Annotated in this window: 19 protein-coding genes; 13 read left to right on the forward strand and 6 right to left on the reverse strand. The window is 72.4% G+C overall.

Translation table 11 applies throughout. From position 1 onward, the window contains the following. The first annotated feature begins 25 nt into the window (after positions 1 to 25). On the forward strand, positions 26 to 910 hold the full coding sequence (gene sucD, locus ACGF8A_RS11045) for a succinate--CoA ligase subunit alpha (RefSeq protein ID WP_365445882.1): 885 nt from the start codon (positions 26 to 28) through the stop codon (positions 908 to 910). 153 nt (positions 911 to 1,063) lie between these two features. Here the strand turns inward: sucD and ACGF8A_RS11050 are convergent, their stop codons facing one another. Further along, a complete protein-coding gene (locus ACGF8A_RS11050; RefSeq protein WP_393106509.1) occupies positions 1,064 to 2,251 on the reverse strand; it encodes a helix-turn-helix domain-containing protein in 1,188 nt (395 codons plus the stop codon). 96 nt (positions 2,252 to 2,347) lie between these two features. Here ACGF8A_RS11050 and ACGF8A_RS11055 point away from each other — a divergent pair, with 96 nt between their 5' ends. Beyond that, positions 2,348 to 4,525 (forward strand): DUF6350 family protein, encoded by a 2,178-nt coding sequence (locus ACGF8A_RS11055; RefSeq protein WP_393106511.1) that lies wholly within the window; start codon positions 2,348 to 2,350, stop codon positions 4,523 to 4,525. A 98-nt stretch (positions 4,526 to 4,623) separates the two neighbouring features. Here the strand turns inward: ACGF8A_RS11055 and ACGF8A_RS11060 are convergent, their stop codons facing one another. Further along, positions 4,624 to 5,415, reverse strand: coding sequence for a hypothetical protein (locus ACGF8A_RS11060; RefSeq protein ID WP_393106513.1), 792 nt, complete (start codon positions 5,413 to 5,415; stop codon positions 4,624 to 4,626). 357 nt (positions 5,416 to 5,772) lie between these two features. Here ACGF8A_RS11060 and purN point away from each other — a divergent pair, with 357 nt between their 5' ends. Both purN and purH read left to right on the forward strand, forming a co-directional pair. Beyond that, positions 5,773 to 6,411, forward strand: coding sequence for a phosphoribosylglycinamide formyltransferase (purN, locus tag ACGF8A_RS11065; protein ID WP_393106515.1), 639 nt, complete (start codon positions 5,773 to 5,775; stop codon positions 6,409 to 6,411). Continuing rightward, positions 6,408 to 7,973, forward strand: a complete 1,566-nt coding sequence (gene purH, locus ACGF8A_RS11070) for a bifunctional phosphoribosylaminoimidazolecarboxamide formyltransferase/IMP cyclohydrolase (RefSeq protein WP_393106517.1) — start codon at positions 6,408 to 6,410, stop codon at positions 7,971 to 7,973. Before purN ends, purH begins: the two co-directional genes overlap by 4 nt. Positions 7,974 to 8,280: 307 nt before the next feature. Here purH and ACGF8A_RS11075 read toward each other — a convergent pair whose 3' ends face one another. After that, positions 8,281 to 8,874, reverse strand: coding sequence for a hypothetical protein (locus tag ACGF8A_RS11075; protein WP_393106520.1), 594 nt, complete (start codon positions 8,872 to 8,874; stop codon positions 8,281 to 8,283). A 261-nt stretch (positions 8,875 to 9,135) separates the two neighbouring features. Here ACGF8A_RS11075 and ACGF8A_RS11080 point away from each other — a divergent pair, with 261 nt between their 5' ends. The 4 genes from ACGF8A_RS11080 (at position 9,136) to ACGF8A_RS11095 (ending at position 13,894) form a co-directional block, all read left to right on the forward strand. Continuing rightward, a complete protein-coding gene (locus ACGF8A_RS11080; RefSeq protein ID WP_393106522.1) occupies positions 9,136 to 9,990 on the forward strand; it encodes a bifunctional methylenetetrahydrofolate dehydrogenase/methenyltetrahydrofolate cyclohydrolase in 855 nt (284 codons plus the stop codon). A gap of 169 nt (positions 9,991 to 10,159) precedes the next feature. Beyond that, positions 10,160 to 10,615 (forward strand): DUF3017 domain-containing protein, encoded by a 456-nt coding sequence (locus ACGF8A_RS11085; RefSeq protein WP_393106728.1) that lies wholly within the window; start codon positions 10,160 to 10,162, stop codon positions 10,613 to 10,615. A gap of 379 nt (positions 10,616 to 10,994) precedes the next feature. After that, entirely contained in the window at positions 10,995 to 12,131 is a 1,137-nt protein-coding gene (locus ACGF8A_RS11090; RefSeq protein WP_393106524.1) for a DUF2690 domain-containing protein, read from the forward strand. A 773-nt stretch (positions 12,132 to 12,904) separates the two neighbouring features. Continuing rightward, positions 12,905 to 13,894, forward strand: a complete 990-nt coding sequence (locus ACGF8A_RS11095) for a malate dehydrogenase (RefSeq protein ID WP_393106526.1) — start codon at positions 12,905 to 12,907, stop codon at positions 13,892 to 13,894. Positions 13,895 to 14,047: 153 nt separating this feature from the next. On the opposite strand, the gene ACGF8A_RS11100 is transcribed toward ACGF8A_RS11095, so the two are convergent. Further along, a complete protein-coding gene (locus ACGF8A_RS11100) occupies positions 14,048 to 14,929 on the reverse strand; it encodes a GNAT family N-acetyltransferase (RefSeq protein WP_393106528.1) in 882 nt (293 codons plus the stop codon). Between the two features lie 186 nt (positions 14,930 to 15,115). Here ACGF8A_RS11100 and ACGF8A_RS11105 point away from each other — a divergent pair, with 186 nt between their 5' ends. From ACGF8A_RS11105 to ACGF8A_RS11125, 5 genes are read left to right on the forward strand one after another with little or no spacing between them, the layout of a single operon-like run. Then, a complete protein-coding gene (locus ACGF8A_RS11105; RefSeq protein ID WP_393106530.1) occupies positions 15,116 to 16,651 on the forward strand; it encodes an aldehyde dehydrogenase family protein in 1,536 nt (511 codons plus the stop codon). 47 nt (positions 16,652 to 16,698) lie between these two features. Beyond that, entirely contained in the window at positions 16,699 to 18,228 is a 1,530-nt protein-coding gene (locus ACGF8A_RS11110; protein WP_393106532.1) for a GMC family oxidoreductase, read from the forward strand. Next, on the forward strand, positions 18,228 to 19,319 hold the full coding sequence (locus ACGF8A_RS11115) for a glycine betaine/L-proline ABC transporter ATP-binding protein (RefSeq protein ID WP_393106534.1): 1,092 nt from the start codon (positions 18,228 to 18,230) through the stop codon (positions 19,317 to 19,319). The genes ACGF8A_RS11110 and ACGF8A_RS11115 overlap by 1 nt, the downstream gene beginning before the upstream one ends. After that, positions 19,319 to 21,253, forward strand: coding sequence for an ABC transporter permease (locus tag ACGF8A_RS11120; protein ID WP_393106536.1), 1,935 nt, complete (start codon positions 19,319 to 19,321; stop codon positions 21,251 to 21,253). Before ACGF8A_RS11115 ends, ACGF8A_RS11120 begins: the two co-directional genes overlap by 1 nt. A 1-nt stretch (position 21,254) precedes the next feature. Then, a complete protein-coding gene (locus ACGF8A_RS11125) occupies positions 21,255 to 22,208 on the forward strand; it encodes an ABC transporter substrate-binding protein (protein WP_393106538.1) in 954 nt (317 codons plus the stop codon). Between the two features lie 3 nt (positions 22,209 to 22,211). Here ACGF8A_RS11125 and ACGF8A_RS11130 read toward each other — a convergent pair whose 3' ends face one another. Both ACGF8A_RS11130 and rocD read right to left on the reverse strand, forming a co-directional pair. Further along, on the reverse strand, positions 22,212 to 22,391 hold the full coding sequence (locus ACGF8A_RS11130; protein WP_393106540.1) for a hypothetical protein: 180 nt from the start codon (positions 22,389 to 22,391) through the stop codon (positions 22,212 to 22,214). 52 nt (positions 22,392 to 22,443) lie between these two features. Next, complete coding sequence (gene rocD / locus ACGF8A_RS11135; RefSeq protein WP_393106542.1) at positions 22,444 to 23,688, reverse strand: ornithine--oxo-acid transaminase; 1,245 nt, start codon at positions 23,686 to 23,688, stop codon at positions 22,444 to 22,446. Positions 23,689 to 23,690 lie beyond the last annotated feature (2 nt).

Below are 23,690 nucleotides of genomic sequence, written 5' to 3' on the forward strand. Positions count from 1 at the left end.
ACTCAGGACGAGGACACAACACACCATGGCTATCTGGCTCAACAAGGACAGCAAGGTCATCGTCCAGGGCATGACGGGCGCCACCGGCATGAAGCACACCAAGCTCATGCTCGGCGACGGCACGCACGTCGTGGGCGGCGTGAACCCGCGCAAGGCGGGTCAGTCCGTGGACTTCGACGGCACCGAGGTACCCGTCTTCGGGACCGTCAAGGAGGCCATCGAGAAGACCGGCGCGAACGTCTCCGTGATCTTCGTGCCGGAGAAGTTCACGAAGGACGCGGTCGTCGAGGCGATCGACGCCGAGATCCCGCTGGCCGTCGTGATCACCGAGGGCATCGCCGTGCACGACTCGGCGTCGTTCTGGGCGTACGCCGGCAAGAAGGGCAACAAGACCCGCATCATCGGCCCGAACTGCCCCGGCATCATCACCCCGGGCCAGTCCAACGTCGGCATCATCCCGGGCGACATCACCAAGCCGGGCCGTATCGGCCTGGTCTCGAAGTCCGGCACGCTGACGTACCAGATGATGTACGAGCTGCGTGACATCGGCTTCTCCACCGCCGTCGGCATCGGTGGCGACCCGATCATCGGCACCACGCACATCGACGCGCTGGCCGCCTTCCAGGACGACCCCGACACCGACCTGATCGTGATGATCGGTGAGATCGGTGGCGACGCCGAGGAGCGGGCCGCGGCCTTCATCAAGGAGAACGTGACCAAGCCGGTCGTCGGCTACGTCGCGGGCTTCACCGCCCCCGAGGGCAAGACCATGGGCCACGCGGGCGCCATCGTCTCCGGTTCGTCGGGCACCGCCCAGGCGAAGAAGGAGGCCCTGGAGGCCGCGGGCGTCAAGGTCGGCAAGACCCCGACCGAGACGGCGAAGCTGGCCCGCGAGATCCTCGCCGGCTGAGACCGCACCGCAGGAGCGCTCGCCGCGCGCACAACAGGGCGCGGCAGCAGGGCCCGCACCCATGGCCCTCAGCCACGGGAGCGGGCCCTTCCGCATGCGTCCCCGCTCACCTCACCTCACCTCCATCTCATCTCACCTTCGCCTCATCTCATCTCATCTCGGCTCCGGCACGAGGCGCTCCGGCCCGTTCTCCGCCGCCTGCCGCAGCTTCTCCCGCAGCTCCAGCTGCTCGTACGACAGCGGTCCCGGCGCCGCCCGCGGGGGCACGCCCCGCACCGTCTCACCAGGCGCCACCGGTGGCTCGTACTGCGTCGGAGCGGTCCGCAGGGTCAGTGCCGTGGCGCCGATCAGGGTGACCGTGAAGGCGATGGCGGCCCGCGTCCAGAACTGTGCCCGGCGTTCGCCTCCGGTGCGGACCGCCAGGGGTCTGGCCGCGCGCAACCGCTCCGTGGAGGCCAGTTCGCCGAGCCGCCGCTGCAGCTTCTCCGGGTCGGCGAGGTCGGGCAGCCGGGACGCGACGGCCTGGCGCGCGTAGAGCAGGCGGTTGGCCGTCGCCGGGGTGGTCGCCTCCGTCTCCGCCGCGGTCTCCGGCAGGCCGAGGCCCACACCGTCGTAGAGGAGGAGGGTGCGGCGGTGTGGTGGCGGGAGTTTCAGGATGACGTTCAGCAGTGTGCGGTCGCGCAGCTCGACCGGTGGGGGCTCCGGGTGGCGGTACCGGGGGCGGAAGCGGTGCCAGGGGGAGAGCGCGTACTCGTACGCCGCCGCCCGCACCCAGCCCGCCGGGTCCCGGTCGACGGCCACCTCGGGCCAGCGCTGCCAGGCGAGTTGGAAGGCCCGCTCGACCGCCTCGCGTGCCAGCTCGCGCCGCCCGGTGAGCACGTAGGCCTGCCGGACGAGGCCGGGCGCGCAGAACGCGTAGAGCGCGTCGAAAGCCTGATCGGGCGTCAGAGGCTCGGACGCCGGTTCGGGCCGGGGTGGCGGATGGGGGTCGGGGCCGGTGTCGGTGTCGGTGTCGGTGTCGGTGTCGGTGTCGGGGAAGGGTACGCGCTCGGTGTCGGCCGTGGGGTCTGCGGTTCGTACGGCGGCGGTCCCGGTCGCGACGGCCGGCGTGCCGTCCTGGCGTACCTGCTCCACCGGCTCGTCGCCGAGGGAGGCGAGCAGTTTCGCGTACACCTGCGCCTTTTGGCCGTCGGGCGTCGTACGACCGGACTCCCACGCCCGCACCGTCGCCTTGGAGACGCCCACCCGGGCCGCCACCTGAGCCCGCGTCAGGGAACCTGCCTCCCGTAGGCGTCGGCGCTCCTCGGGAGGGGGAAGCGGAGTTGCAGGGCTCTGTTTCACAGATCCCCCCTTCGTACGAAAAAACACATAAGCACATATTGGGCGACACATCGGCGGTTCGCCTGTTACGCCGGGAAAGCGCGTGTCGTTGGGAGCATGGCCGTCGTGACACTGATGACCGACCGCAGAACGCCGCTCTCCCCCCGGTACGGCCGGATGCGCCGCCGGTCGCCCGGACTTGCCGCCAGTGTTCTCGGCGGCGTGGTGGCGGCGGGGCTTGGGCTGGGTTCGTTCGCCGTGCTGGTGATGGTGCTGTGGATCAGTTCGCCCTACCCCGACAGCGGGCCGGGCGGCGCGCTGCGCGTGGCCGCGGCGCTGTGGCTCCTGGCGCACGGCGCGGAACTCGTCCGCACCGAGACACTCTCCGGCGTCCCCGCGCCCGTCGGAGTCACTCCCATGCTGCTGCTCGCCCTGCCCATGTGGCTGGTGTACCGGGCGGCCCGGGAGGCCGTGGACGGGGCCTACGCGGGGGACGGACCGGCCCCCTTGGTGGCCGGGCGCACGGCCTGGGCCGGGGTGGTGCTCGGCTATCTCGCCGTCGGGGGAGCGGTCGCGGCGTATGCGGCGGGGGGTGTGCTGCGGCCCGACTGGGAGGGGACGGCCGTGTGCGTGCCGCTCCTCGCCGTGGGGGCGGCGGGGGCAGGGGCGTGGACCGCGTACGGGCATCCGCGCCGGCCGGTGCACGCCGTGCTGAATCTGCTGGGGCCGCTGCGCCGGGCCTTCCTCGGCGCGCGAGCCCGGGAGCGTTTCGGCCTCGCGGCGCGGGCGGCGACGGCCGGGACCGCGGTGCTGGTCGGGGGCGGAGCCATGCTGGTGGCGGTCTCGCTGGTGTGGCACGGCACGGCCGCACGGGTGGCGTTCGCGGAGCTGACGGAGGGCTGGTCGGGGCGGTTCGCGGTGCTCCTGCTGTGCCTGGCGCTGGTGCCGAACGCGGCGGTGTGGGGCGCGGCGTACGCCCTCGGGCCCGGCTTCGCGCTGGGCGCCGGCCATATGGCCGGACCGCTGTCCTCCGGACCGGCACCTGCCCTGCCGACGTTCCCGCTGCTCGCGGCGGTGCCGGGAGGGGGCGCCATGACACCGCCGCACTGGGCGGTCGCCGCGGTGCCGGTGGCGGCCGGGGTGACGGTGGGGTGGTTCACGGCCAAGGGGGCGGTGAGGGACCGGCAGGGCGCCGGGGCGTGGACGCGGGGGCGTACCGCGGGGTGCGCCGGGTTGGCCGCGGTGCTGTGCGGGGCCTGGCTCGCCTTGCTCGCGGGACTGGCGGGAGGGCCGCTGGGGGTGGACTCGCTGGCCCGGTTCGGGCCGGTGTGGTGGCAGGTGGGACTCGCGACCCTGGTGTGGGCGGCGGTCGTGGGGGTGCCGGTGGCGCTGGTGGTGCGGTGGTGGGAATGCCGGGGGAGGGCCGAGGAGGGAGAGGAGGCGGCCAAGGCGGGAACGCGACGGGGCCCGCGGCCGAAGGCGCAGCCGGATGCCGGCAACGGGCCGGGCGACAAGCAGCCCGACCTGCTTCGGTTCCCCGCGTCCCGCACGGCGTCGACCCCCGACCCGGAAGCATCCGACCCGGAGGGCCCCGACGCGGAGGCCCCCGAAGCCCCCGGATCCGACGCCCTCGACTCCGGGGCCCTCGACCCCGACACCCTCGACCCCGACACCCTCGCTCTCGCGGGCGGGACGGGCGATGCGGACAGCGCCTACGAGCTCTACGAACCCTTCCTCTTCGACCCCCCGTCCCCCTGGCCCCACGGCGACGCGGCCCGCGAGGCCCGCTGGGCGGCGTTGCGTGAGGTCTCCGCGAGGACGGAGGCACTGGAGCCTACGGAGTCGCCTGACCTCCCAGACCTCCCAGGCTTCCCCGATCTGCCCGAACGTCCCGACCTGCGCGACACCTCCGCCCGGCCCGACCCCTCCGCCCGGCCCGACCCCTCCGCCCCGTCCAAGCTCGCCGAGTTCACCGGACGACCGGACCTGACCGGATTCCCGGACCGCGCCGAACCCCCTGAAGTCCCGGAAGCCTTCGAACCCCCGGAAAGCCGGGCATCGCCGGAAGCCGTTGCCCCCACAGACGGGCCGGCCCCGACAGTGGCTATCGACCCCAGAGGGGCCATCGACCCCACAGGGCCCGTCGACCCCACAGGGATCATTCACCCCTCAGAGGTCCCCGACCCATCCCAGACCCCCGAATCGACTCAGGCCCCGGAACCGACTCAGACCCCCGCCCCCGCCCAGACCCCCGACGTCACCAAGCCGGACACAAAGCCCGAAGACGGCCCTTGAAGACCGAACCTGAAGACCCGAACCTGAAGACCCGAACCTGAAGACCTGAACCAGCCGAGGCGTTGGCCCCACCGGCCCCGGGCGTTGGCCCCACCTGCCTATGCGTTGGCCCCCAGCACCTCGCGCAGGTGCTCCGGCAGCAGCGTGCTGCATGCCTGTCGCGCCTCGTTCGTGAGGGCGTCGTTGGTGCACGTGTAGTAGTCGCGGTACACGAGCTGCGCCGCGAACGACGCGCCGACGAGCGCGATCGCCAGCGAGGCGGTGACCAGGCCGCTCACGGCCGCCGCGGTCTGCGGGCGGGCCGGTGTCGCGGCGCCCGGGGTGTCCGGCGACGGCGTGCGCGGCTTGGTGCGCAGGGCGCTGATGCCCCAGTACAGCGCCAGCGCGCCCAGCAGCAGCGCCACGTACGTCCAGCTGAACAGCGCGAAGAAGAAGGCCCACATGCCTGCCAGCAGTGCGTAGCGCGCCCGGCGCTGTGCGGGGTCCGTGGGGTCCCAGCGCATACCCGGGGCCGGGCCGCCGGAGCCCTCGGGGCTGCCCCCGGGCCGGTCACCGAAGCCTCCGCCGGAGGCGCGGCCGGGCTGCCGGTCGCTCCACTGGCTGCCCCACGCCGGACGCCCGCCGTCGCCTGGTGAGCCGTCCGAGCCGGCGGAGTCGCCGCTGTCACCCGACGGCCGTCGCGGCTGCCACGGCCGGTCCGGCGTGCCCTCGGGCGGCGGTGCGAACGGGTTGTCGTCCTGGCCCGAACCGCCCTGCCGGCCGCCGCCGGCGTCGCCCGAGGGGGCGTCGGGCGACGAGGTGGGCCGCTCCCGCAGCAGCACGCCGGCGCGCACCCCCCGCGGCGCCGGCTGCTGGGGGAGCGTGAGGAATCGCAGGCTGCGGACAGACATCAAGTGAGCGTCTTCCCCTTGTGGAAACAACTGGACAACTGGGCAACTGGAAAAACTGGAAACAACTGGATACGAGTGGATCTGCGGAACCGGAGCGGCTGGATCCGGCGGTGGATCCGGAGTGGAACCGACCGGATCGCGACGGAACCCGTCGCCTCATGAACGCGTCGCGCACCTCCCGCGTTCCCGAGACCGCTGTGCCAGACGCTACCTCCCGGCCACGCCCCCGTCCCGGGGGGGCCGCCCGGTGTGCCGGTATCGTTGCTGACGGTCGACCGCTTCGTAGGCTTCCCCGTATCCGGGGGCGCGAAGCATTCGTACGATCATACAAACGCTTCCCCGAGAAAGGGCTCCACCGTGGCCGCCAAGCCCGTGGCCAGGAGCACCAGGCGCCTCGTCGTGCTGGTCTCCGGATCCGGCACCAATCTCCAGGCGTTGCTGGATGCGATCGCGACCGAGGGCGCCGAGGCGTACGGCGCCGAGATCGTGGCTGTCGGAGCCGACCGTGACGGCATCGAGGGGCTCGCGCGCGCGGAGCGCGCCGGGCTGCCCACTTTCGTGTGCCGGGTCAAGGACTTCGCGACCCGTGAGGAGTGGGACGCCGCCCTGGCCGACGCCGCCGCCGCGTACGAGCCCGATCTCGTCGTCTCGGCCGGGTTCATGAAGATCCTGGGCAAGGCCTTCCTGACCCGTTACGGCGGCCGGTGCGTCAACACGCACCCCGCCCTGCTCCCCAGTTTTCCCGGTACCCACGGCGTCCGTGACGCGCTCGCGTACGGCGCCAAGGTCACCGGCTGCACCGTCCACTTCGTCGACGACGGTGTCGACACCGGGCCGATCATCGCTCAGGGCGTGGTGGAGGTCCGGGACGAGGACGACGAGAGCGCGCTGCACGAGCGCATCAAGGAAGTCGAGCGAAGGCTGCTCGTCGAGGTCGTGGGGCGGCTCGCCCGCAGCGGCCATCGCATTGAGGGACGAAAGGTAGTTATCCAGTGACCGCCGAGAGCAACAAGCGGCCCCTTCGCCGGGCGCTCGTCAGCGTCTACGACAAGACGGGCCTCGAAGACCTCGCGCGCGGCCTGCACGAGGCAGGTGTCGCCCTCGTGTCCACCGGGTCCACCGCCGCCCGTATCGCCGCCGCCGGCGTCCCCGTCACCAAGGTCGAGGAGCTGACCGGCTTCCCCGAGTGCCTGGACGGCCGGGTCAAGACGCTGCACCCGAAGGTGCACGCGGGCATCCTCGCCGACCTGCGCCTGGAGGACCACCGGCAGCAGCTCCAGGAGCTCGGCGTCGAGCCGTTCGACCTGGTCGTGGTCAACCTCTACCCGTTCCGCGAGACCGTCGCCTCCGGCGCGAGCCCCGACGAGTGCGTCGAGCAGATCGACATCGGCGGCCCCTCCATGGTGCGCGCCGCCGCCAAGAACCATCCGTCCGTCGCCGTCGTCACCAGCCCGGCCCGCTACGGCGACGTGCTGGCCGCGGTCGAGGAGGGCGGCTTCGACCTCGCCACCCGCAAGCGGCTCGCCGCGGAGGCCTTCCAGCACACGGCCGCCTACGACGTGGCGGTGGCCTCCTGGTTCGCCGACGAGTACGCGCCGGTCGACGACTCGCGGTTCCCGGACTTCCTCGGCGCCACCTGGGAGCGCAAGAACACCCTCCGCTACGGCGAGAACCCGCACCAGCCCGCCGCCCTCTACGTGGACGGCACGGGCGGCGGACTGGCCGAGGCGGAGCAGCTGCACGGCAAGGAGATGTCGTACAACAACTACACCGACACGGACGCCGCCCGCCGTGCCGCGTACGACCACGACGAGCCCTGCGTCGCGATCATCAAGCACGCCAACCCGTGCGGCATCGCGATCGGCGCGGACGTCGCCGAGGCGCACCGCAAGGCGCACGCCTGCGACCCGCTGTCGGCGTTCGGCGGCGTCATCGCGGTGAACCGGCCGGTCAGCAAGGAGATGGCCGAGCAGGTCGCGGAGATCTTCACCGAGGTCATCGTCGCGCCCGGCTACGAGGAGGGCGCGCTCGACGCCCTCACCAAGAAGAAGAACATCCGCGTGCTGCGCTGCCCCGAGGGTCCGTCGAACCCGGTCGAGGTCAAGGCCGTCGACGGTGGCGCCCTGCTCCAGGTCACCGACCGCCTCCAGGCCGAGGGCGACGACCCCGAGGGCTGGACGCTGGCGACCGGCGAGGCACTGGGCGCGGAGGAGCTGCGGGAGCTGGCGTTCGCGTGGCGGGCGTGCCGGGCGGTGAAGTCCAACGCCATCCTGCTCGCGAAGGACGGCGCCTCGGTCGGCGTGGGCATGGGACAGGTCAACCGGGTCGACTCCGCGAAGCTGGCGGTCGAGCGGGCCGGCGCCGAGCGGGCGCAGGGCGCCTACGCGGCCTCCGACGCCTTCTTCCCCTTCCCCGACGGGCTGGAGATCCTCACCGCGGCGGGCGTGCGGGCCGTGGTGCAGCCGGGCGGCTCGGTCCGTGACGAGCAGGTCGTCGAGGCCGCCCGGAAGGCGGGCGTGACCATGTACTTCACGGGCACGCGCCACTTCTTCCACTGACCTCCCGCCGAGTACCGACGTGACGGTGGCCCGCGGCCTGCGGGCCTCCCCCGGGGAGGTCCGCAGGCCGCGGCCGTTGCCGCCGGCGGTGCGACTCGGCCTCGCGGTCGAGGCGTTCGCGCCACGCCTCACGGGTGATCACCCACGTCGTCGCCGGCGCCGTGGGTGGGACGTGGCCGAAGGGAAGCCGTGCGCCAGGGCCAGGGCCAGGGCGACGCACCAGGGCCGTGTCCGCCCTCGTGCGGGTGGGACACGGCCCTCGGGTGTGACGTGCGCGGACCGGGCGTGTGCGAGGCCGCGCGGGCGCTCAGTAGCGCGGGCGGTTGAACCAGAAGCTGCCGTTCTTGTTCGCGCAGAAGACGATGATCAGAATGCCGAGGACCAGGCTGAGCAGGGCGAAGACATTGGCGCCCAGCAGGCTGACGAGGCTGAACAGGACGACCAGCGAGGCGTAGACGATCGCCGAGACACGGACCCCGCCGCGGCCCGTGGTGAACTTGGCGCCCGTGAATATCGCCCAGAACGCGAACGCCAGGACGATCACGCCGAGGACGATCATGACGCCCGCACCGAGACTGGCGACGGTGTCCGCGTCCTCCGAGGAGATGCTGGGGTCGGAGGAGACGGCGTCCTCGAAGTAGTCGGCGAACCAGGCGCTGGCGACCATCATCAGCACCCCGCCGAGCGCCTGGAATCCGCCGAGCACGAAGAGCATCACGCGGGCGGCCTTGACGCTGCCGGGCATGACCGCCGGAGCGGGGGGATAGCCCCCGTAGGGCTGGGCCGGCGGAGCGGCGGGGTAGCCGTAGCCGGGGGTCTGGGGCTGCTGCTGGGGGTAGCCGTAGCCCTGCTGCTGGCCCTGCGGCGCGCCGTAGGGGTTGTTCGGGTCGCCGAAGCTCATGGCGGTCTTTCCTCCGTTGCCTGGTGTGCGGGGACGACGCGCGGCGGATGCGGAGGAAGGTTGCTACAGATGCGGTTCGTCCCCCCGGTACAGCCCGCGGCACTGTGGCGTCAATCGTTCTTCAGCCGTGGTCCGCTTGTCCAGCCGCATTCCCTATGTGTTGTGCAAGTGCAACATCGCCGATCATGGGGGATACGCCGGGCCGGGCCCCCCGGAGACCCGGATTGGAACCGGGAGGCGGTCATCCGGGAGGATGGGGTCATGACCGCCCAGATTCTCGATGGCAAGGCCACCGCAGCCGCGATCAAGTCCGATCTGACCGCCCGCGTGGCGGCGCTGAAGGAGAAGGGCGTCACGCCCGGCCTCGGCACGATCCTCGTCGGGGACGACCCCGGCAGCCAGAAGTACGTCGCCGGCAAGCACCGTGACTGCGCGCAGGTCGGCATCGCCTCCATCCAGCGCGAACTGCCGGCCACGGCGACGCAGGACGAGATCGAGGCGGTCGTACGGGAGCTCAACGAGGACCCGGCGTGCACCGGTTACATCGTGCAGCTGCCGCTCCCCAAGGGCATCGACGAGAACCGCGTCCTGGAACTCATGGACCCGGACAAGGACGCGGACGGGCTGCACCCGATGAACCTGGGCCGCCTGGTCCTGAACGAGCCCGCGCCGCTGCCCTGCACCCCGAACGGCGTGCTGACGCTGCTGCGCCGCTACGGCGTGGAGATCAAGGGCGCCGAGGTCGTGGTCGTCGGCCGCGGCGTGACGATCGGCCGCCCGATGCCGCTGCTGCTCACCCGGCGCAGCGAGAACGCGACGGTGACGCAGTGCCACACGGGTACGCGTGACCTGTCCGCCCACCTCAAGCGCGCCGACATCGTCGTCGCCGCCGCCGGGTCCGCCCACCTCGTCCGGCCCGAGGACGTCAAGCCGGGCGCGGCCGTCCTCGACGTCGGCGTCTCACGCAGCGCCGAGGGCAAGATCGTCGGTGACGTCCACCCGGACGTCGCGGAGGTCGCGGGCTGGATCTCCCCGAACCCCGGCGGTGTCGGTCCCATGACCCGGGCCCAGCTGCTCGTCAACGTGGTCGAGGCGGCCGAGCGCAGTGCCGGCTGAGTCGCCCGAGGAGAACGGGACCACCGAGAGCCACGGCACCACGGCGGGCGACGGCGCCGCGGCGCAGGAGGGCGTCGCGACGCGGGCCGCCGGCCCGGCACGCAACGGCGTGTCGCAGAACGGGTCCGTGCCGGCGCCGGGCCCGGACCGTGAGGACGACGACGGTGCCGTGGAGGACGCCGGGCTCGTGGTGCGGGACGCGATCAGTGTCGTGGACGAGGACGGGACGCCCCGGCGGGCCACCCGCCGCTTCCCCCTGTTCACCAAGGACACCGCGCGGCCCGAAGGCGGTGGCCGGGCGGCGCCCGGGGACGCGCCCGCGCCCGCGCGTCAGTGGCCGATGCTCGCCGTGCTGGGGCTGGTGGGTCTCGGTCTGCTGCTGACGGCGTTCGACGTGTTCAGGATCGGCACCATGCTGGTGGGCGTGGCGCTGGTCGGCGGCGCCGTGATGCGCTGGATGCTGCCCGGCGTCGGCATGCTGGCCGTCCGATCCCGCTTCACGGACATCGCCACCTACGGCGTCCTGGGTCTGGCGATCGTCCTCCTGGCGCTGATGGCCCAGCCGAAGCCCTGGCTGGAGGTCCCCTTCCTGAAGGACACCCTGCACTTCACCGTCAGCAGCTAGGGGTGCCTCGACCGGCAGCCGGTCACCCGCACGGAACGGCGGCCCATCCCCTCCCCCGAGTCAGGACGGGCCGCCGTCGCACCCAAACTCCCGCACGACGAACGGCCTGTTCAACGGCTGTCCGTGCGCTGTGGCACGGAAGTGACCGTTCCGCTACGGTGTCCGCGCCCCGCCACAGCCGGGGGCCGGTTGCGTCTGTGTGCCCCGCGTACCGCCGGGACGCCGGAGGTCACCGGTGTGTGCCCGTTGTGTCGATGTGTCGACAGCTTCGGGAAAGCCGGTCCAAGGCACTGCACAGCGGGGCTAATCTGCCCGATCGGGATGGTCCGGGACGTCCCACGCGTGCAGCGGCACACACAGGGGGAATCAGGGGGAAGAGATGCCTCGTTGGAAGCCCTTGCCGGAAGAACTCGATCCGCAGATCGGGGAGTTCGTCGGACAGTTGCGGCGGCTCGTGGACCGCAGCGGCCTGAACGTCTCCGCGCTGTCCGACCGCACCGGATACAGCAGGACGTCCTGGGAGCGCTATCTCAACGGGCGCCTGCTCGCGCCCAAGGGCGCGATCGTCGCGCTGGCCGAGGTCACCGGGACCAACCCGATCCATCTGACCACCATGTGGGAACTCGCCGAACGGGCCTGGAGCCGCTCGGAGATGCGCCACGACATGACCATGGAGGCGATCCGGATCTCGCAGGCGCGAGCGGCGCTCGGCGAGTTCGGCGCGCCACCGGGTGCCGCCAAGAGCAGAACGGCACGCCGGGGCGGCGGTGCCACGGCGGCACCGGGCATCGCGGGCCCGGCGGGCGTGGCCCCCACGGTGCCGCCCCAGCCGGCGGCGCCCGACGCCGACGCCCGGGACGCCCAGGCCCGGCCGGCCGTCAACTCGTGGGGGCTCGCGGGCTACACCGGACCGTCCCGGGCGGGCGGCCGTGCCGGCACCGGGGTCAGGCCGCCGACGGCCGGCCGGGCAGCGGGCCCCGGCGCGCCGGCACCGGTCCCGCCGGGTGCTCCCTCCGGCGGTGCGCCGGGCGGGCGGCGGCTCGTGATGTTCCTCGCCGGAGCCGCCGTAGTGGCCGCCGCCGCCGGCGCCGCGTACTACGTCACCGGCGACCGAGGTGACGCCACCGGCACCAAGGGCCCCTCGCCGTCACCGTCCGTCAGCGCCGGCGCCGGTCTGCCACCCGGCGTGAAGTGCGTCGGCGACGGGTGCACGGGCAAGGACGCGGAGGCCACGGGGTGCAGCGACAACCTGGTCACCACGGCCCGGTCGGCGACCGTCGGCACCACCGTCGTCGAGGTCCGCCACAGCAGGACCTGCGGCACGGCATGGGGCCGCGTCACCCAGGCCGGACCGGGCGACGAGGTCCGGGTGACCGTGGGTACCGCCGAGGAGAAGGGCTCCGTCACCACCGTGGGCGACACCATCGCGTACACCCCGATGATCGCCGTGCGGGACGCGGGCGAGGCCACGGCGTGCGCGACACTCGCGTCGGGGGAGCGGGGCTGCACGCCGTAGCGAAGGGGCCACCGGGGTGCCGAGTAGGGCGCGGCGCATGTCGGGTGACCTTGCGCAGGGAGTCAGTCGCAAGAGGTACGGGCGAACGCGCCGCGAACGTGCCGCGGCGGCCCTGCGAGGTCGCGGCGAACGCGCCGGGGAGGGCGCCGCGAGGGTGTCTGCTGACGCGCCGGGGGCGCTGCGAGGATGCCGGCGAACGCGCCGCGGGGGCCCTGCGAGGATGCCTGCTGGCGCGCCGGGGAGGGCGTTGCAAGAATGCCGGCGAACGCGCCGCGACGGCGTCGGCTGACGTGCCGCGACGGCGCCGGCTGACGTGCCGCGACGGCGCCGGAGGAAGTGCCGCGGAAGGGCGCCGCGCGGGTGCCGCGGGAGGGCGCCGCGCGGGTGCCGCGGGAGGGCGCCGCGCGGGTGCCGGGGAAGGGCGCCGCGCGGGTGCCGGGGAAGGGCGCCGCGCGGGTGCCGGGGAAGGCGCCGTCGAAAAGTCGCCGTCCAGGGCGCATGCGGTCCGCGTTCCCGGGCACGCGCACAGTACCCCCACGGGAGTCCGGCAACGGCACCCCCACCCGGCGGTCGCCCCGTCTCTCCTCTCCCGGACGGGCGGCCGCCGCCCTTCTTTCCGGAGGCTGTTCTGTGGGCCGGGCCACATCGACCCGGACGTCGGCGATACCGGAGGCGCGATAGCCTGACCGCTGGATCGATCTCTTGACGCCAAGAGATCGATCAAAAAGCCGGGGCAGGGACGCCCCACCGCCAGCTGTCATACGGAGAACGCCATGACCCGCACTCCCGTGAACGTCACCGTCACCGGCGCGGCCGGCCAGATCGGTTACGCCCTGCTCTTCCGCATCGCCTCCGGCCAGCTGCTCGGCGCGGACGTGCCGGTCAAGCTCCGCCTCCTGGAGATCACCCCGGCGCTCAAGGCCGCCGAGGGCACCGCGATGGAGCTGGACGACTGCGCGCTCCCGCTCCTCCAGGGCATCGACATCAGCGACGACCCGAACGTGGCTTTCGACGGCACCAACGTCGCCCTCCTCGTGGGCGCCCGTCCGCGCACCAAGGGCATGGAGCGTGGTGACCTCCTGGAGGCCAACGGCGGCATCTTCAAGCCGCAGGGCCAGGCCATCAACGCGCACGCCGCGGACGACATCCGCGTCCTGGTGGTGGGCAACCCGGCCAACACCAACGCCCTGATCGCGCAGGCGGCAGCCCCGGACGTACCGGCGGAGCGCTTCACCGCCATGACCCGCCTGGACCACAACCGCGCGCTGACGCAGCTGGCGAAGAAGACGGGCACCCCGGTCTCCGAGATCAAGAAGCTGACGATCTGGGGCAACCACTCCGCCACCCAGTACCCCGACATCTTCCACGCCACGGTCGCCGGCAAGAACGCCGCGGAGGTCGTGAACGACGAGAAGTGGCTGGCCGAGGACTTCATCCCGACCGTCGCCAAGCGCGGTGCCGCCATCATCGAGGCCCGCGGCGCCTCCTCGGCCGCGTCCGCCGCCAACGCCGCCGTCGACCACGTCCACACCTGGGTCAACGGCACGCCCGAGGGCGACTGGGTCTCCATGGGCATCCCGTCGGACGGCTCCTACGGCGTCCCCGAGGGCCTGATCTCCTCGTTCCCGGTCACCTGCAAGGACGGCAAGTACGAGATCGTGCAGGGCCTGGAGATCAACGACTTCTCCCGCGCCCGCATCGACGCCTCCGTCAAGGAGCTGGAGGAGGAGCGCGAGGCGGTCCGCGGCCTCGGCCTCATCTGACCTACGGCGCCACGCCGTATGACCTGCGGCGCCACCAGCCGTACGACCCCCGGTCCGCCGCCACGGACCGGGGGTCGTCGCTTTCCCGCCGCGTACGCCGAGTCGGACGGTTGCGCTCGGCGGCGGCGCGGGACGCGGAGGCCTCGCCCGAGGTCAGCCGGTCCGCCGGAGCCGCTTCTCGAACCAGTGACCGGCGTAGACGTGCTCGGCGTACGCCGGGATCTCGGTGTAGCCGGACGCCCGGTACATCGTCCGTGCCTCGGTGAGCACGGAGTGGGTGTCCAGCCGTACCGCGCCGAAGCCGCGGGCGCCCGCCTCGCGTTCCAGCTCCGCCAGGATCCTGCGGGCGAGCCCCAGACGCCGGGCGTCCCTGTGCACCCACACGTGCTTGATCTCGCCGACGCCGGGCGCGAGCCGGCGCAGCCCGCCGCAGCCGACGGGGCGGGCGTCCTCGTACGCCACGAAGAAGGCGCCCTGGTCGCCGGACACCTCTTCCGGGCGTACGAGATCATCGGCGTCGAAACCCTCGGGGAACCGTTCGTCCAGTTCGGCGGCGTAGGCGCAGAGGGCGGCACGGGCGTCCAGGGAGGCGCCGTCGACGCGTTCGACGGTGATGCCGGCCAGGCGCAGCAGACGTTCCGTGGTGGTCATGGCCTCGGTGAGGCGGGCGCGCTGGGCCGGGGTGAGCCCGTCGAGCAGGCCGGAGACCAGGGCGTCGGACCGGCGGTTCTGCTCCTCGACCTCCGCACGTCCGGCCGGGGTGAGTTCGATCATGCGCAGCCGGCTGTCGCCGGGATGCACGCTCAGCCGGACCATGCCCTGTGTGTGCAGCGCCTTCGCCATCCGGCTGAGATAGCCGGCGTCGAGGCCGAGCCGGGCGCGCAGGTCGCGCAGGGAGGCGCCGTCGCCGATCTCGAAGAGCAGGCGGGCCTCGCCGAGGGGGCGGCTCTGGCCCAGGTAGTGGTCGTCCAGAGCGCCGATACGGCGGGTGAAGTAGCGGTTGAAGCGGCGGAAGGCCGCGACGTTCTCTGACACTGCCTGCATTCCTTTGACTTTAGTCAAAGGAACCCGGGCAGGTCCATGGAGCCGACGTAGGGATTTCCCGACTTTTGTCCGGATTATCAGTGAGGCAGCACACTTTCGACCCTCGATTGCGCATGCCTGAAAGGGGTACGGGCAGGCGCTCACACTCCTGGACAGGAATGGAAGGCAAGACCGAGCATGTCGGACAGAGCGGAAAACCAGGTGCCTCAGGCGCGCGACACGATCCACGTGGCGGGGGAATGGCGGGCCGCCGTCTCCGGTGCCACGCGCGAGATCCTCGACCCCGTGGACGCACTGCCGTTCGCCGTGGTCGCCGAGGGGGACGAGAAGGACACGGACCTGGCCGTCGCGGCCGCGCGGCGCGCCTTCGACGGTGGGCAGGGCGAGTGGCCCCGCACCTCCGTCGCCGAGCGCGCCGCGGTGCTGCGCCGCGTCGCCGACCTGCTGGTCCGCGACCGGGAGGAACTCGGCCTGCTGGAGAGCCGGGACGCCGGCAAGACCGCCGAGGAGGGCCGGGCCGACATCGACTGCGTGGCCGACGCATTCCGCTACTTCGCCGACCTGGTGGCCGCCGAAGGCGCCGGCCGGATCGTCGACGCGGGTTCGCCCGACATCCACAGCGTCGTCGTGCACGAGCCGGTCGGCGTCTGCGCGCTGATCACGCCCTGGAACTACCCGCTGCTCCAGGCCAGCTGGAAGATCGCGCCCGCACTCGCGGCCGGCAACACCTTCGTGGTCAAGCCGAGCGAGATCACGCCGATGACCACCGTCGCCCTGATCGGCCTGCTCGCCGAGGCCGGGCTGCCCGCCGGGGCCGCGAACATCGTCACCGGCCCCGGCCACACGGTCGGCGCCCGCCTCGCCGAGCACCCCGACGTCGACCTGGTCTCCTTCACCGGCGGCCTGGTGAGCGGCACCAAGGTCGCCGCGGCCGCCGCGCCCACCGTCAAGAAGGTCGCTCTCGAACTCGGCGGCAAGAACCCCAACGTCGTCTTCGCCGACGCCTGCGCCACCGACGAGGGCTTCGACACCGCCGTCGACCAGGCCCTCAACGCGGCCTTCATCCACAGCGGCCAGGTCTGCTCCGCGGGCGCGCGCCTCATCATCGAGGAGTCGGTCAGGGAACGGTTCGTCGCCGAACTCGCCCACCGCGCCACGAAGATCCGCCTCGGCCGTGGCACCGGCTCCGGCGTCGAGTGCGGACCTCTCGTCTCCGAGCAGCAGCGCGCCAAGGTGGAGTCGTACGTCGCCTCCGCGCTGACGGAAGGCGCGGTGCTGCGCTGCGGCGGCAAGCGTCCGGAACCCACCGAGTCCCGGCCCGCCACCGGCTATTTCTACGAGCCGACGGTGCTCGACCAGTGCCACCGCGAGATGAAGGTCGTCCGCGAGGAGGTCTTCGGACCCGTCCTGACCGTCGAGACCTTCCGCACCGAGGACGAGGCCGTCGCGCTCGCCAACGACACCGAGTACGGGCTGGCCGGCGCCGTGTGGACCGCCGACGCGGGGCGGGCCCGCCGGGTCGCGGGCCGGCTGCGGCACGGCACCGTCTGGATCAACGACTTCCACCCCTACCTCCCGCAGGCGGAGTGGGGCGGCTTCGGCAAGAGCGGCGTCGGCCGCGAACTCGGACCCGCGGGGCTCGCCGAGTACCGCGAGAGCAAGCACGTCTACCAGAACCTGGCGCCGAAGCCGGTGCGCTGGTTCGCGGGCTGAGCCCGCCCCTGTCCCCACCCCCCACCGGAACACCGGAGTACCACCCCATGCCCGAGAACACCCATATCTACGACTACGTCGTCATAGGCGGCGGGACCGCCGGCTCCGTCATCGCCTCCCGTCTGACCGAGAACCCCGACGTCACCGTCGCCGTCATCGAGGGCGGCCCGAGTGACGTGGACCGCGACGACGTCCTCACCCTGCGCCGCTGGATGGGCCTGCTCGGCGGCGAGCTCGACTACGACTACCCCACCACCGAACAGCCGCGCGGCAACTCCCACATCCGGCACAGCCGCGCCCGCGTCCTCGGCGGCTGCTCGTCCCACAACACCCTCATCGCCTTCAAGCCGCTGCCGTCCGACTGGGACGAGTGGGAGGCGGCCGGCGCCCAGGGCTGGGGCGCGGTGCAGATGGAGGCGTACTACGCCCGGCTCCGGAACAACATCGTCCCGGTCGACGAGAAGGACCGCAACGCCATCGCCCGCGACTTCGTCGACGCCGCCCAGGCCGCGCTGGGCGTCCCCCGCGTGGAGGGCTTCAACAAGAAGCCGTTCACCGAGGGCGCCGGGTTCTTCGACCTCGCCTACCATCCCGAGAACAACAAGCGTTCCTCGGCCTCGGTGGCGTACCTCCACCCGGTGATGGACGAGCGGCCCAACCTGACGGTCATGCTGGAGACCTGGGCGTACCGGCTGGAGCTGGACGGCACCCGCGCCGAAGGCGTCCATGTGCGCACCAAGGACGGCGAGGAGATCCTCGTACGCGCCCGCAACGAGGTCGTGCTGTGCGCGGGCGCTGTCGACTCGCCCCGGCTGCTGCTCCACTCCGGCATCGGCCCGAAGGCCGACCTGGAGGCGCTCGGCATACCCGTGGCGCACGATCTGCCGGGCGTCGGCGAGAACCTCCTCGACCACCCCGAGTCGGTGATCGTCTGGGAGACCGACGGACCCATCCCGGAGAACTCGGCGATGGACTCCGACGCCGGCCTGTTCGTGCGCCGGGACCCCGAACACGCCGGCCCCGACCTGATGTTCCACTTCTACCAGATCCCCTTCACGGACAACCCGGAGCGCCTGGGCTACGAACGCCCCGCGCACGGCGTCTCGATGACCCCCAACATCCCCAAGCCGAAGAGCCGGGGCCGGCTGTACCTGACGAGCGCCGACCCGGACGAGAAGCCCGCGCTCGACTTCCGCTACTTCACCGACGAGGACGACTACGACGGCCGCACCCTCGTCGACGGCATCCGCGTCGCCCGCGAGATCGCGAAGACCGAACCGCTGGCCGGCTGGCTGAAGCGCGAGGTGTGCCCCGGCCCTCAGGTCGTGGGCGACGAGGAGCTCAGCGAGTACGCCCGCAAGGTCGCGCACACCGTGTACCACCCCGCGGGCACCTGCCGGATGGGCGCCGCCGACGACGAACTGGCCGTGGTGGACCCCGAGTTGAGGATCCGGGGCCTGGAGGGCGTCCGGGTCGCCGACGCGTCCGTGTTCCCGACGATGACCGCCGTGAATCCGATGATCGGGGTGCTGATGGTCGGGGAACGGGCCGTTGAACTGATCGGAGGTGGTGCGTGATGAGTAACGCCACTGTGAGCAATGCCGCCGGCAGCGACCCGGTGTTCTCGGTGGACGGGCTGTGGAAGGTCTTCGGCGCGAAGGCCGACCGCGTGCCCGGCGATCCGGAGCTGACCGCCCTGCCCGCCGACGAACTGCGCGCCCGCACCGGCTGCACCGCCGCCGTCCGGGACGTCTCCTTCGACGTGCGCAAGGGCGAGGTCTTCGTCGTCATGGGCCTGTCCGGCTCCGGCAAGTCCACCCTGGTGCGCTGTCTGACCCGGCTGATCGAGCCGACGGCCGGGAACATCGCCATCGACGGCGAGGACGTCCGCGCCATGGACAAGGCCCGGCTGCGCGAACTGCGCCGGCACCGCGCCGCGATGGTCTTCCAGCACTTCGGCCTGCTCCCGCACCGCACCGTCCTTGACAACGTGGCCTACGGCCTGGAGATCCAGGGCGTGGGCAAGGCCGAGCGGCGGGAGAAGGCGGCGGAGGTCGTCGCCAAGGTGGGCCTCGCGGGCATGGAGCAGCGCAGGCCCGGCCAGCTGTCGGGCGGCCAGCAGCAGCGGGTCGGCCTGGCGCGCGCGCTGGCCGTCGACCCGGAGGTGCTGCTCTTCGACGAGCCGTTCAGCGCCCTCGACCCGCTGATCCGGCGGGAGATGCAGGAGGAGGTCGTCCGGCTGCATCGCGACGAGGGCCGCACCATGGTCTTCATCACCCACGACCTGAGCGAGGCGCTCAAGCTCGGTGACCGGATCGCCCTGATGCGCGACGGCCGGATCGTCCAGCTCGGCACCCCCGAGGAGATCGTCGGCTCGCCGGCCGACGACTACGTGCGCGAGTTCGTCCGCGACGTGCCCCGCGAACAGGTCATGACCGTCCGCACCGCCATGCGGCCCGCGTCCGCGGAGGAGGCGGGGGCCGGCCCGGCGGTGGCCCCGGCGGCGACGGTCTCCGAGGCCATCGAGGCGGTCGCGCGCAGCGGCGGCCCGGTGCGCGTCGTGGAGCAGGGCAGGTGCCTGGGCGTCGTCGACCACGAGCGGCTGCTGGGGGTGGTGGCCGGCACGGAGCCCCGTAAGGTCCCGGAGCCCCGTAAGGAGGTGGCTTGATGGCCACCGTCACAGCCGCGGCTCCCCGTACCGTGCCCGCCGTGCTGAAGAACCGCGTCGTCGCCAAGCTCGCCCTGCTGGCGCTGGCCGCCGCGGTCCTGGTACCGCTGGCCGCCGCCCGCTGGGCGAGCGGGAGCTGGCCCGACGCGCTCACCGTCGACCTGACCCGGCCGCTGACCGGCGTCAGTGACTGGATCATCGACAACCGGGACAGCCACCCCCTGTTCCTGTACTTCTTCGGCCACATCAGCAACGCGGTCGTGCTGTCCGTACGCGCCGTCTACCTCGGCCTGCTCGCGATCGGCTGGGTGGGCGTCACCGCGTTCGGCGCCCTCGTGGCCTGGCGCGTCGCGGGAGTGCGGCTCGCGCTCGGCACGGCCGCCGCGTTCCTGACCTGCGGCGTGCTCGGCATGTGGGTGCCGACCATGCAGACCCTTGCCCTGATGGTCGTCGCGGTGCTGGCGTCCGTCGTCGTCGGCGCCCTGCTCGGCCTCGCCGCCGGCCTGTCCGACCGTATGGACCGCGCGCTGCGGCCGCTGCTGGACACCATGCAGGTGCTCCCGGCGTTCGCGTACCTGCTCCCCGTCGTCCTGGTCTTCGGCATCGGTGTCCCCGCCGCGGTCCTCGCCACCGTCGTCTACGCCGCCCCGCCCATGGCCCGCCTCACCGCCCTAGGCCTGCGCGGCGCCGACAAGGGCGTCCTGGAGGCGGTCGAGTCGCTCGGCGCGACCTCGCGCCAGCGCCTGCTGACCGCCCGCATCCCGCTGGCCCGCAAGGAACTCCTGCTCGGCCTCAACCAGACGATCATGATGGCGCTGTCCATGGCGGTCATCGCCTCCGTGATCGGCGCCGGCGGCCTCGGCGACCGCGTCTACCAGGCGCTGGCCTCGGTCGACGTCGGCGCCGCCCTCGCCGCGGGCATCCCGATCGTGCTCCTGGCCGTCGTGCTGGACCGCGTCACCGCGGCCGCGGGCGGCGGCACCGGTCAAGGTCCGCGCGCCGCAGGGCCTTACCTCCTGGCGGGGGCCGTCGCGGTGGCGGTCGCCGCGGGCCTGCTCGGCCGTGGCGAATGGCCCGCGACCTGGAACGTGAACATCGCCGAGCCGGTCAACCGCGCCGTGGACTGGATGACCGACCACCTGTATTCGGGGGTGCCGGTGTTCGGCGGCACCGCCGACTGGGCCGGCCACTTCACCACCTGGGTGCTGGACCCGCTGCGCGACGGACTGCAGTGGCTGCCCTGGTGGTCGGTGCTGCTCGTCGTCGCCGCCCTGGCCTGGCTGATCGGCACCTGGCGCACCGCGCTGACCGCCGTCCTCGCCATGGCCGCGATCGGCGTGCTCGGCGTCTGGGAGCCGTCCCTCGACACCCTCTCCCAGGTCCTCGCCGCGGTCGCCGTGACCCTGGTGCTGGGCTTCGCGACCGGTATCGCGGCAGCCCGCAGCGAGCGCTTCGAGCGTGCCCTGCGGCCCGTGCTGGACGTCTTCCAGACGATGCCGCAGTTCGTGTACCTGATCCCGGTCGTCGCCCTGTTCGGCGTGGGCCGCGCACCGGCGGTGGCCGCGGCCGTCGTCTACGCGCTGCCCGCCGTCGTCCGCATCACCGCCCAGGGACTGCGGCAGGTCGATCCGGCCGCGCTGGAATCGGCCCGCTCGCTCGGCGCGACCGGCGGACAGCAGCTGCGCCAGGTCCAGCTCCCGCTCGCCCGCCCGGCGCTGCTGCTGGCGGTCAACCAGGGGGTCGTGCTGGTGCTCGCCGTCGTCATCATCGGTGGCCTGGTCGGCGGCGGTGCCCTCGGCTACGACGTCGTCTTCGGCCTCGCACAGGGCGATCTGGCGACCGGTCTGGTGGCCGGCGGCGCGATCGTGTGCCTCGGCCTGATGCTCGACCGGGTGACACAGCCCACGGAACGCCGTGCCAAGAAGGGAGCCTGAGATGCGTACGCGTACGAGCGTCGTCGCGGCGGCGGGGCTGCTCGCCCTGACCACCGGCTGCGGTGCCGCCGACATGACCCGGCAGGCCTCCCCCTTCGCCAACGCGCAGGGTACGAAGAGCCTGACCCTGTCCGTGCAGTCCTGGGTGGGCGCACAGGCGAACGTCGCCGTCGCCAAGTATCTGCTCGAACGCGAGCTCGGCTATCGCGTCGACACCGTCCAGATCGACGAGGTCCCCGCCTGGGACGCCCTCAGCCAGGGCCGCGTCGACGCGCTCCTGGAGGACTGGGGTCACCCGGAGGAGGAGCAGCGCTACGTCAAGGACAAGAAGACGATCGTGAACGCCGGCGACCTCGGGGTCACCGGGCACATCGGCTGGTACGTCCCGACGTATTTCGCCGAGCAGCACCCGGACGTCACCGACTGGAAGAACCTCAACAAGTACGCCGACCGGTTCCGTACCCCGGAGAGCGGCGGCAAGGGCCAGCTGATGGACGGCTCGCCGTCCTACGTCACCAACGACAAGGCGCTGGTGAAGAACCTGGACCTGGACTACAAGGTGGTCTTCGCCGGTTCGGAGGCCGCCCAGATCACGCAGATCAAGCAGTTCGCGAAGGAGAAGAAGCCCTTCCTGACGTACTGGTACTCGCCGCAGTGGCTCTTCAAGAGGGTCCCGATGACCGAGGTGAAGCTGCCCGCGTACAAGGAGGGCTGCGACGCCGATCCGGCGAAGGTCGCCTGCGCCTATCCGCACACGCCCCTGCAGAAGTACCTGAACGCGGACTTCGCGAAGGACGGCGGGGCGGCGGCCTCGTTCCTGAAGAAGTTCCAGTGGACGACCGAGGACCAGAACGAGGTCTCCCTGATGATCGCCGAGCAGAAGCTGACGCCGGAGGAGGCGGCGAAGAGGTGGGCGGACAGCCACGAGTCCACGTGGAAGCAGTGGCTGTCGTGACCGTCACCGCCGTTCGGTGCGCCCGGCCGCGATGCCTCGCAGTGCCTCGGTGGCGCGGCGCTGGAGTCCCGGTCCGGACGTGATCCGCGTGGCCCCTCTCCTGCCGAGCTCGGCGGGGGAGGGGCCGCTGCCGTCCAGCGGGGCGAACGCGTGTGCGGTCGCGTCGAGCCGGCCTCCGGGCATCGACCCGCACCTGGAACCCTCCGGACCCGGCCTGCGCCGAGGCCGCACCCACCTAGCCGCGGTCGCGCCCGGAGCCCACGGCGCCGGAACCCTCCACGCCGAGCACCCCGCGCAGCTGGGCCAGCCCCCAGTCCAGGTCGTCCTTGCTGATCACCAGCGGCGGCGCGAGCCGGATCGTCGAACCGTGCGTGTCCTTCACGAGCACACCCCGGTCCATCAGCTTCTCGGACACCTCCCGGCCGGTGCCGAACCTCGGATGGATGTCCACACCCGCCCACAGCCCACGTCCCCGCACCTGCGACACCCGTCCGGTGCCGGTCAGCGCCGCCAGCTCCCGGTGCAGATGCGCGCCCAGCTCCGCGGCCCGTGCCTGGTACTCGCCCGAGCGGAGCATCGCGATCACCTCCAGCGCCACGGCGCAGGCCAGCGGGCTCCCGCCGAACGTCGATCCGTGCTCCCCGGGCCGGAACACGCCCAGCACCTCCGCCGACGACACCACCGCCGACACCGGCACGATCCCTCCGCCCAGCGCCTTCCCGAGCACGTAGACGTCCGGCACCACACCCTCGTGCTCGCACGCGAACGTCCGCCCCGTCCGGCCCAGCCCCGACTGGATCTCGTCCGCGACGAACAGCACGTTCCGCTCCCGGGTCAGCTCCCGCACCGCCGGGAGATAACCGGCCGGCGGCACGATCACCCCCGACTCGCCCTGGATCGGCTCCAGCAGCACGGCGACCGTGTTCTCCGTCATCGCCGCCCGCATCGCGGTCAGATCCCCGTACGGCACGATCTCGAAGCCCGGCGTGTACGGCCCGAAGTCGGCCCGCGCCTCCGGGTCGGTGGAGAAGCTGATGATCGTCGTCGTACGGCCGTGGAAGTTGCCCGACGCCACCACGATCTTCGCCATCTCCGCGGGCACGCCCTTGACCCGGTACCCCCACTTGCGGGCGGTCTTCACCGCCGTCTCCACCGCCTCCGCGCCGGTGTTCATCGGCAGCACCATCTCCATCCCGCACAGGGAGGCGAGCTCCGCGCAGAACGCCGCGAACCGGTCGTGGTGGAAGGCACGCGACGTCAGTGTCACCCGTTCCAGCTGCGCCTTCGCCGCCTCGATCAACCGCCGGTTGCCGTGCCCGAAGTTGAGCGCGGAGTAACCGGCCAGCAGATCCAGATAGCGCCGGCCCTCCACATCCGTCATCCACGCGCCGTCGGCCGTGGCCACGACCACGGGCAGCGGGTGATACGTGTGCGCGCTGTGCGCTTCGGCTTCGGCGACGTGGCTTTCCGTAGCGGTCACGG

This window comes from Streptomyces sp. NPDC047706 (assembly GCF_043204795.1).
In the GTDB taxonomy this organism is placed as follows: Bacteria; Actinomycetota; Actinomycetes; order Streptomycetales; family Streptomycetaceae; genus Streptomyces.

Coding starts and splice junctions, on each gene's coding strand:
- sucD (WP_365445882.1), top strand. CDS start 26: ATGGCTATCTGGCTCAACAAGGACAGCAAGGTCATCGTCCAGGGCATG.
- ACGF8A_RS11055 (WP_393106511.1), top strand. CDS start 2,348: ATGGCCGTCGTGACACTGATGACCGACCGCAGAACGCCGCTCTCCCCC.
- ACGF8A_RS11060 (WP_393106513.1), bottom strand. CDS start 5,415: ATGTCTGTCCGCAGCCTGCGATTCCTCACGCTCCCCCAGCAGCCGGCG.
- ACGF8A_RS11075 (WP_393106520.1), bottom strand. CDS start 8,874: ATGAGCTTCGGCGACCCGAACAACCCCTACGGCGCGCCGCAGGGCCAG.
- ACGF8A_RS11080 (WP_393106522.1), top strand. CDS start 9,136: ATGACCGCCCAGATTCTCGATGGCAAGGCCACCGCAGCCGCGATCAAG.
- ACGF8A_RS11090 (WP_393106524.1), top strand. CDS start 10,995: ATGCCTCGTTGGAAGCCCTTGCCGGAAGAACTCGATCCGCAGATCGGG.
- ACGF8A_RS11095 (WP_393106526.1), top strand. CDS start 12,905: ATGACCCGCACTCCCGTGAACGTCACCGTCACCGGCGCGGCCGGCCAG.
- ACGF8A_RS11105 (WP_393106530.1), top strand. CDS start 15,116: ATGTCGGACAGAGCGGAAAACCAGGTGCCTCAGGCGCGCGACACGATC.
- ACGF8A_RS11110 (WP_393106532.1), top strand. CDS start 16,699: ATGCCCGAGAACACCCATATCTACGACTACGTCGTCATAGGCGGCGGG.
- ACGF8A_RS11115 (WP_393106534.1), top strand. CDS start 18,228: ATGAGTAACGCCACTGTGAGCAATGCCGCCGGCAGCGACCCGGTGTTC.
- ACGF8A_RS11120 (WP_393106536.1), top strand. CDS start 19,319: ATGGCCACCGTCACAGCCGCGGCTCCCCGTACCGTGCCCGCCGTGCTG.
- ACGF8A_RS11125 (WP_393106538.1), top strand. CDS start 21,255: ATGCGTACGCGTACGAGCGTCGTCGCGGCGGCGGGGCTGCTCGCCCTG.
- ACGF8A_RS11130 (WP_393106540.1), bottom strand. CDS start 22,391: ATGCCCGGAGGCCGGCTCGACGCGACCGCACACGCGTTCGCCCCGCTG.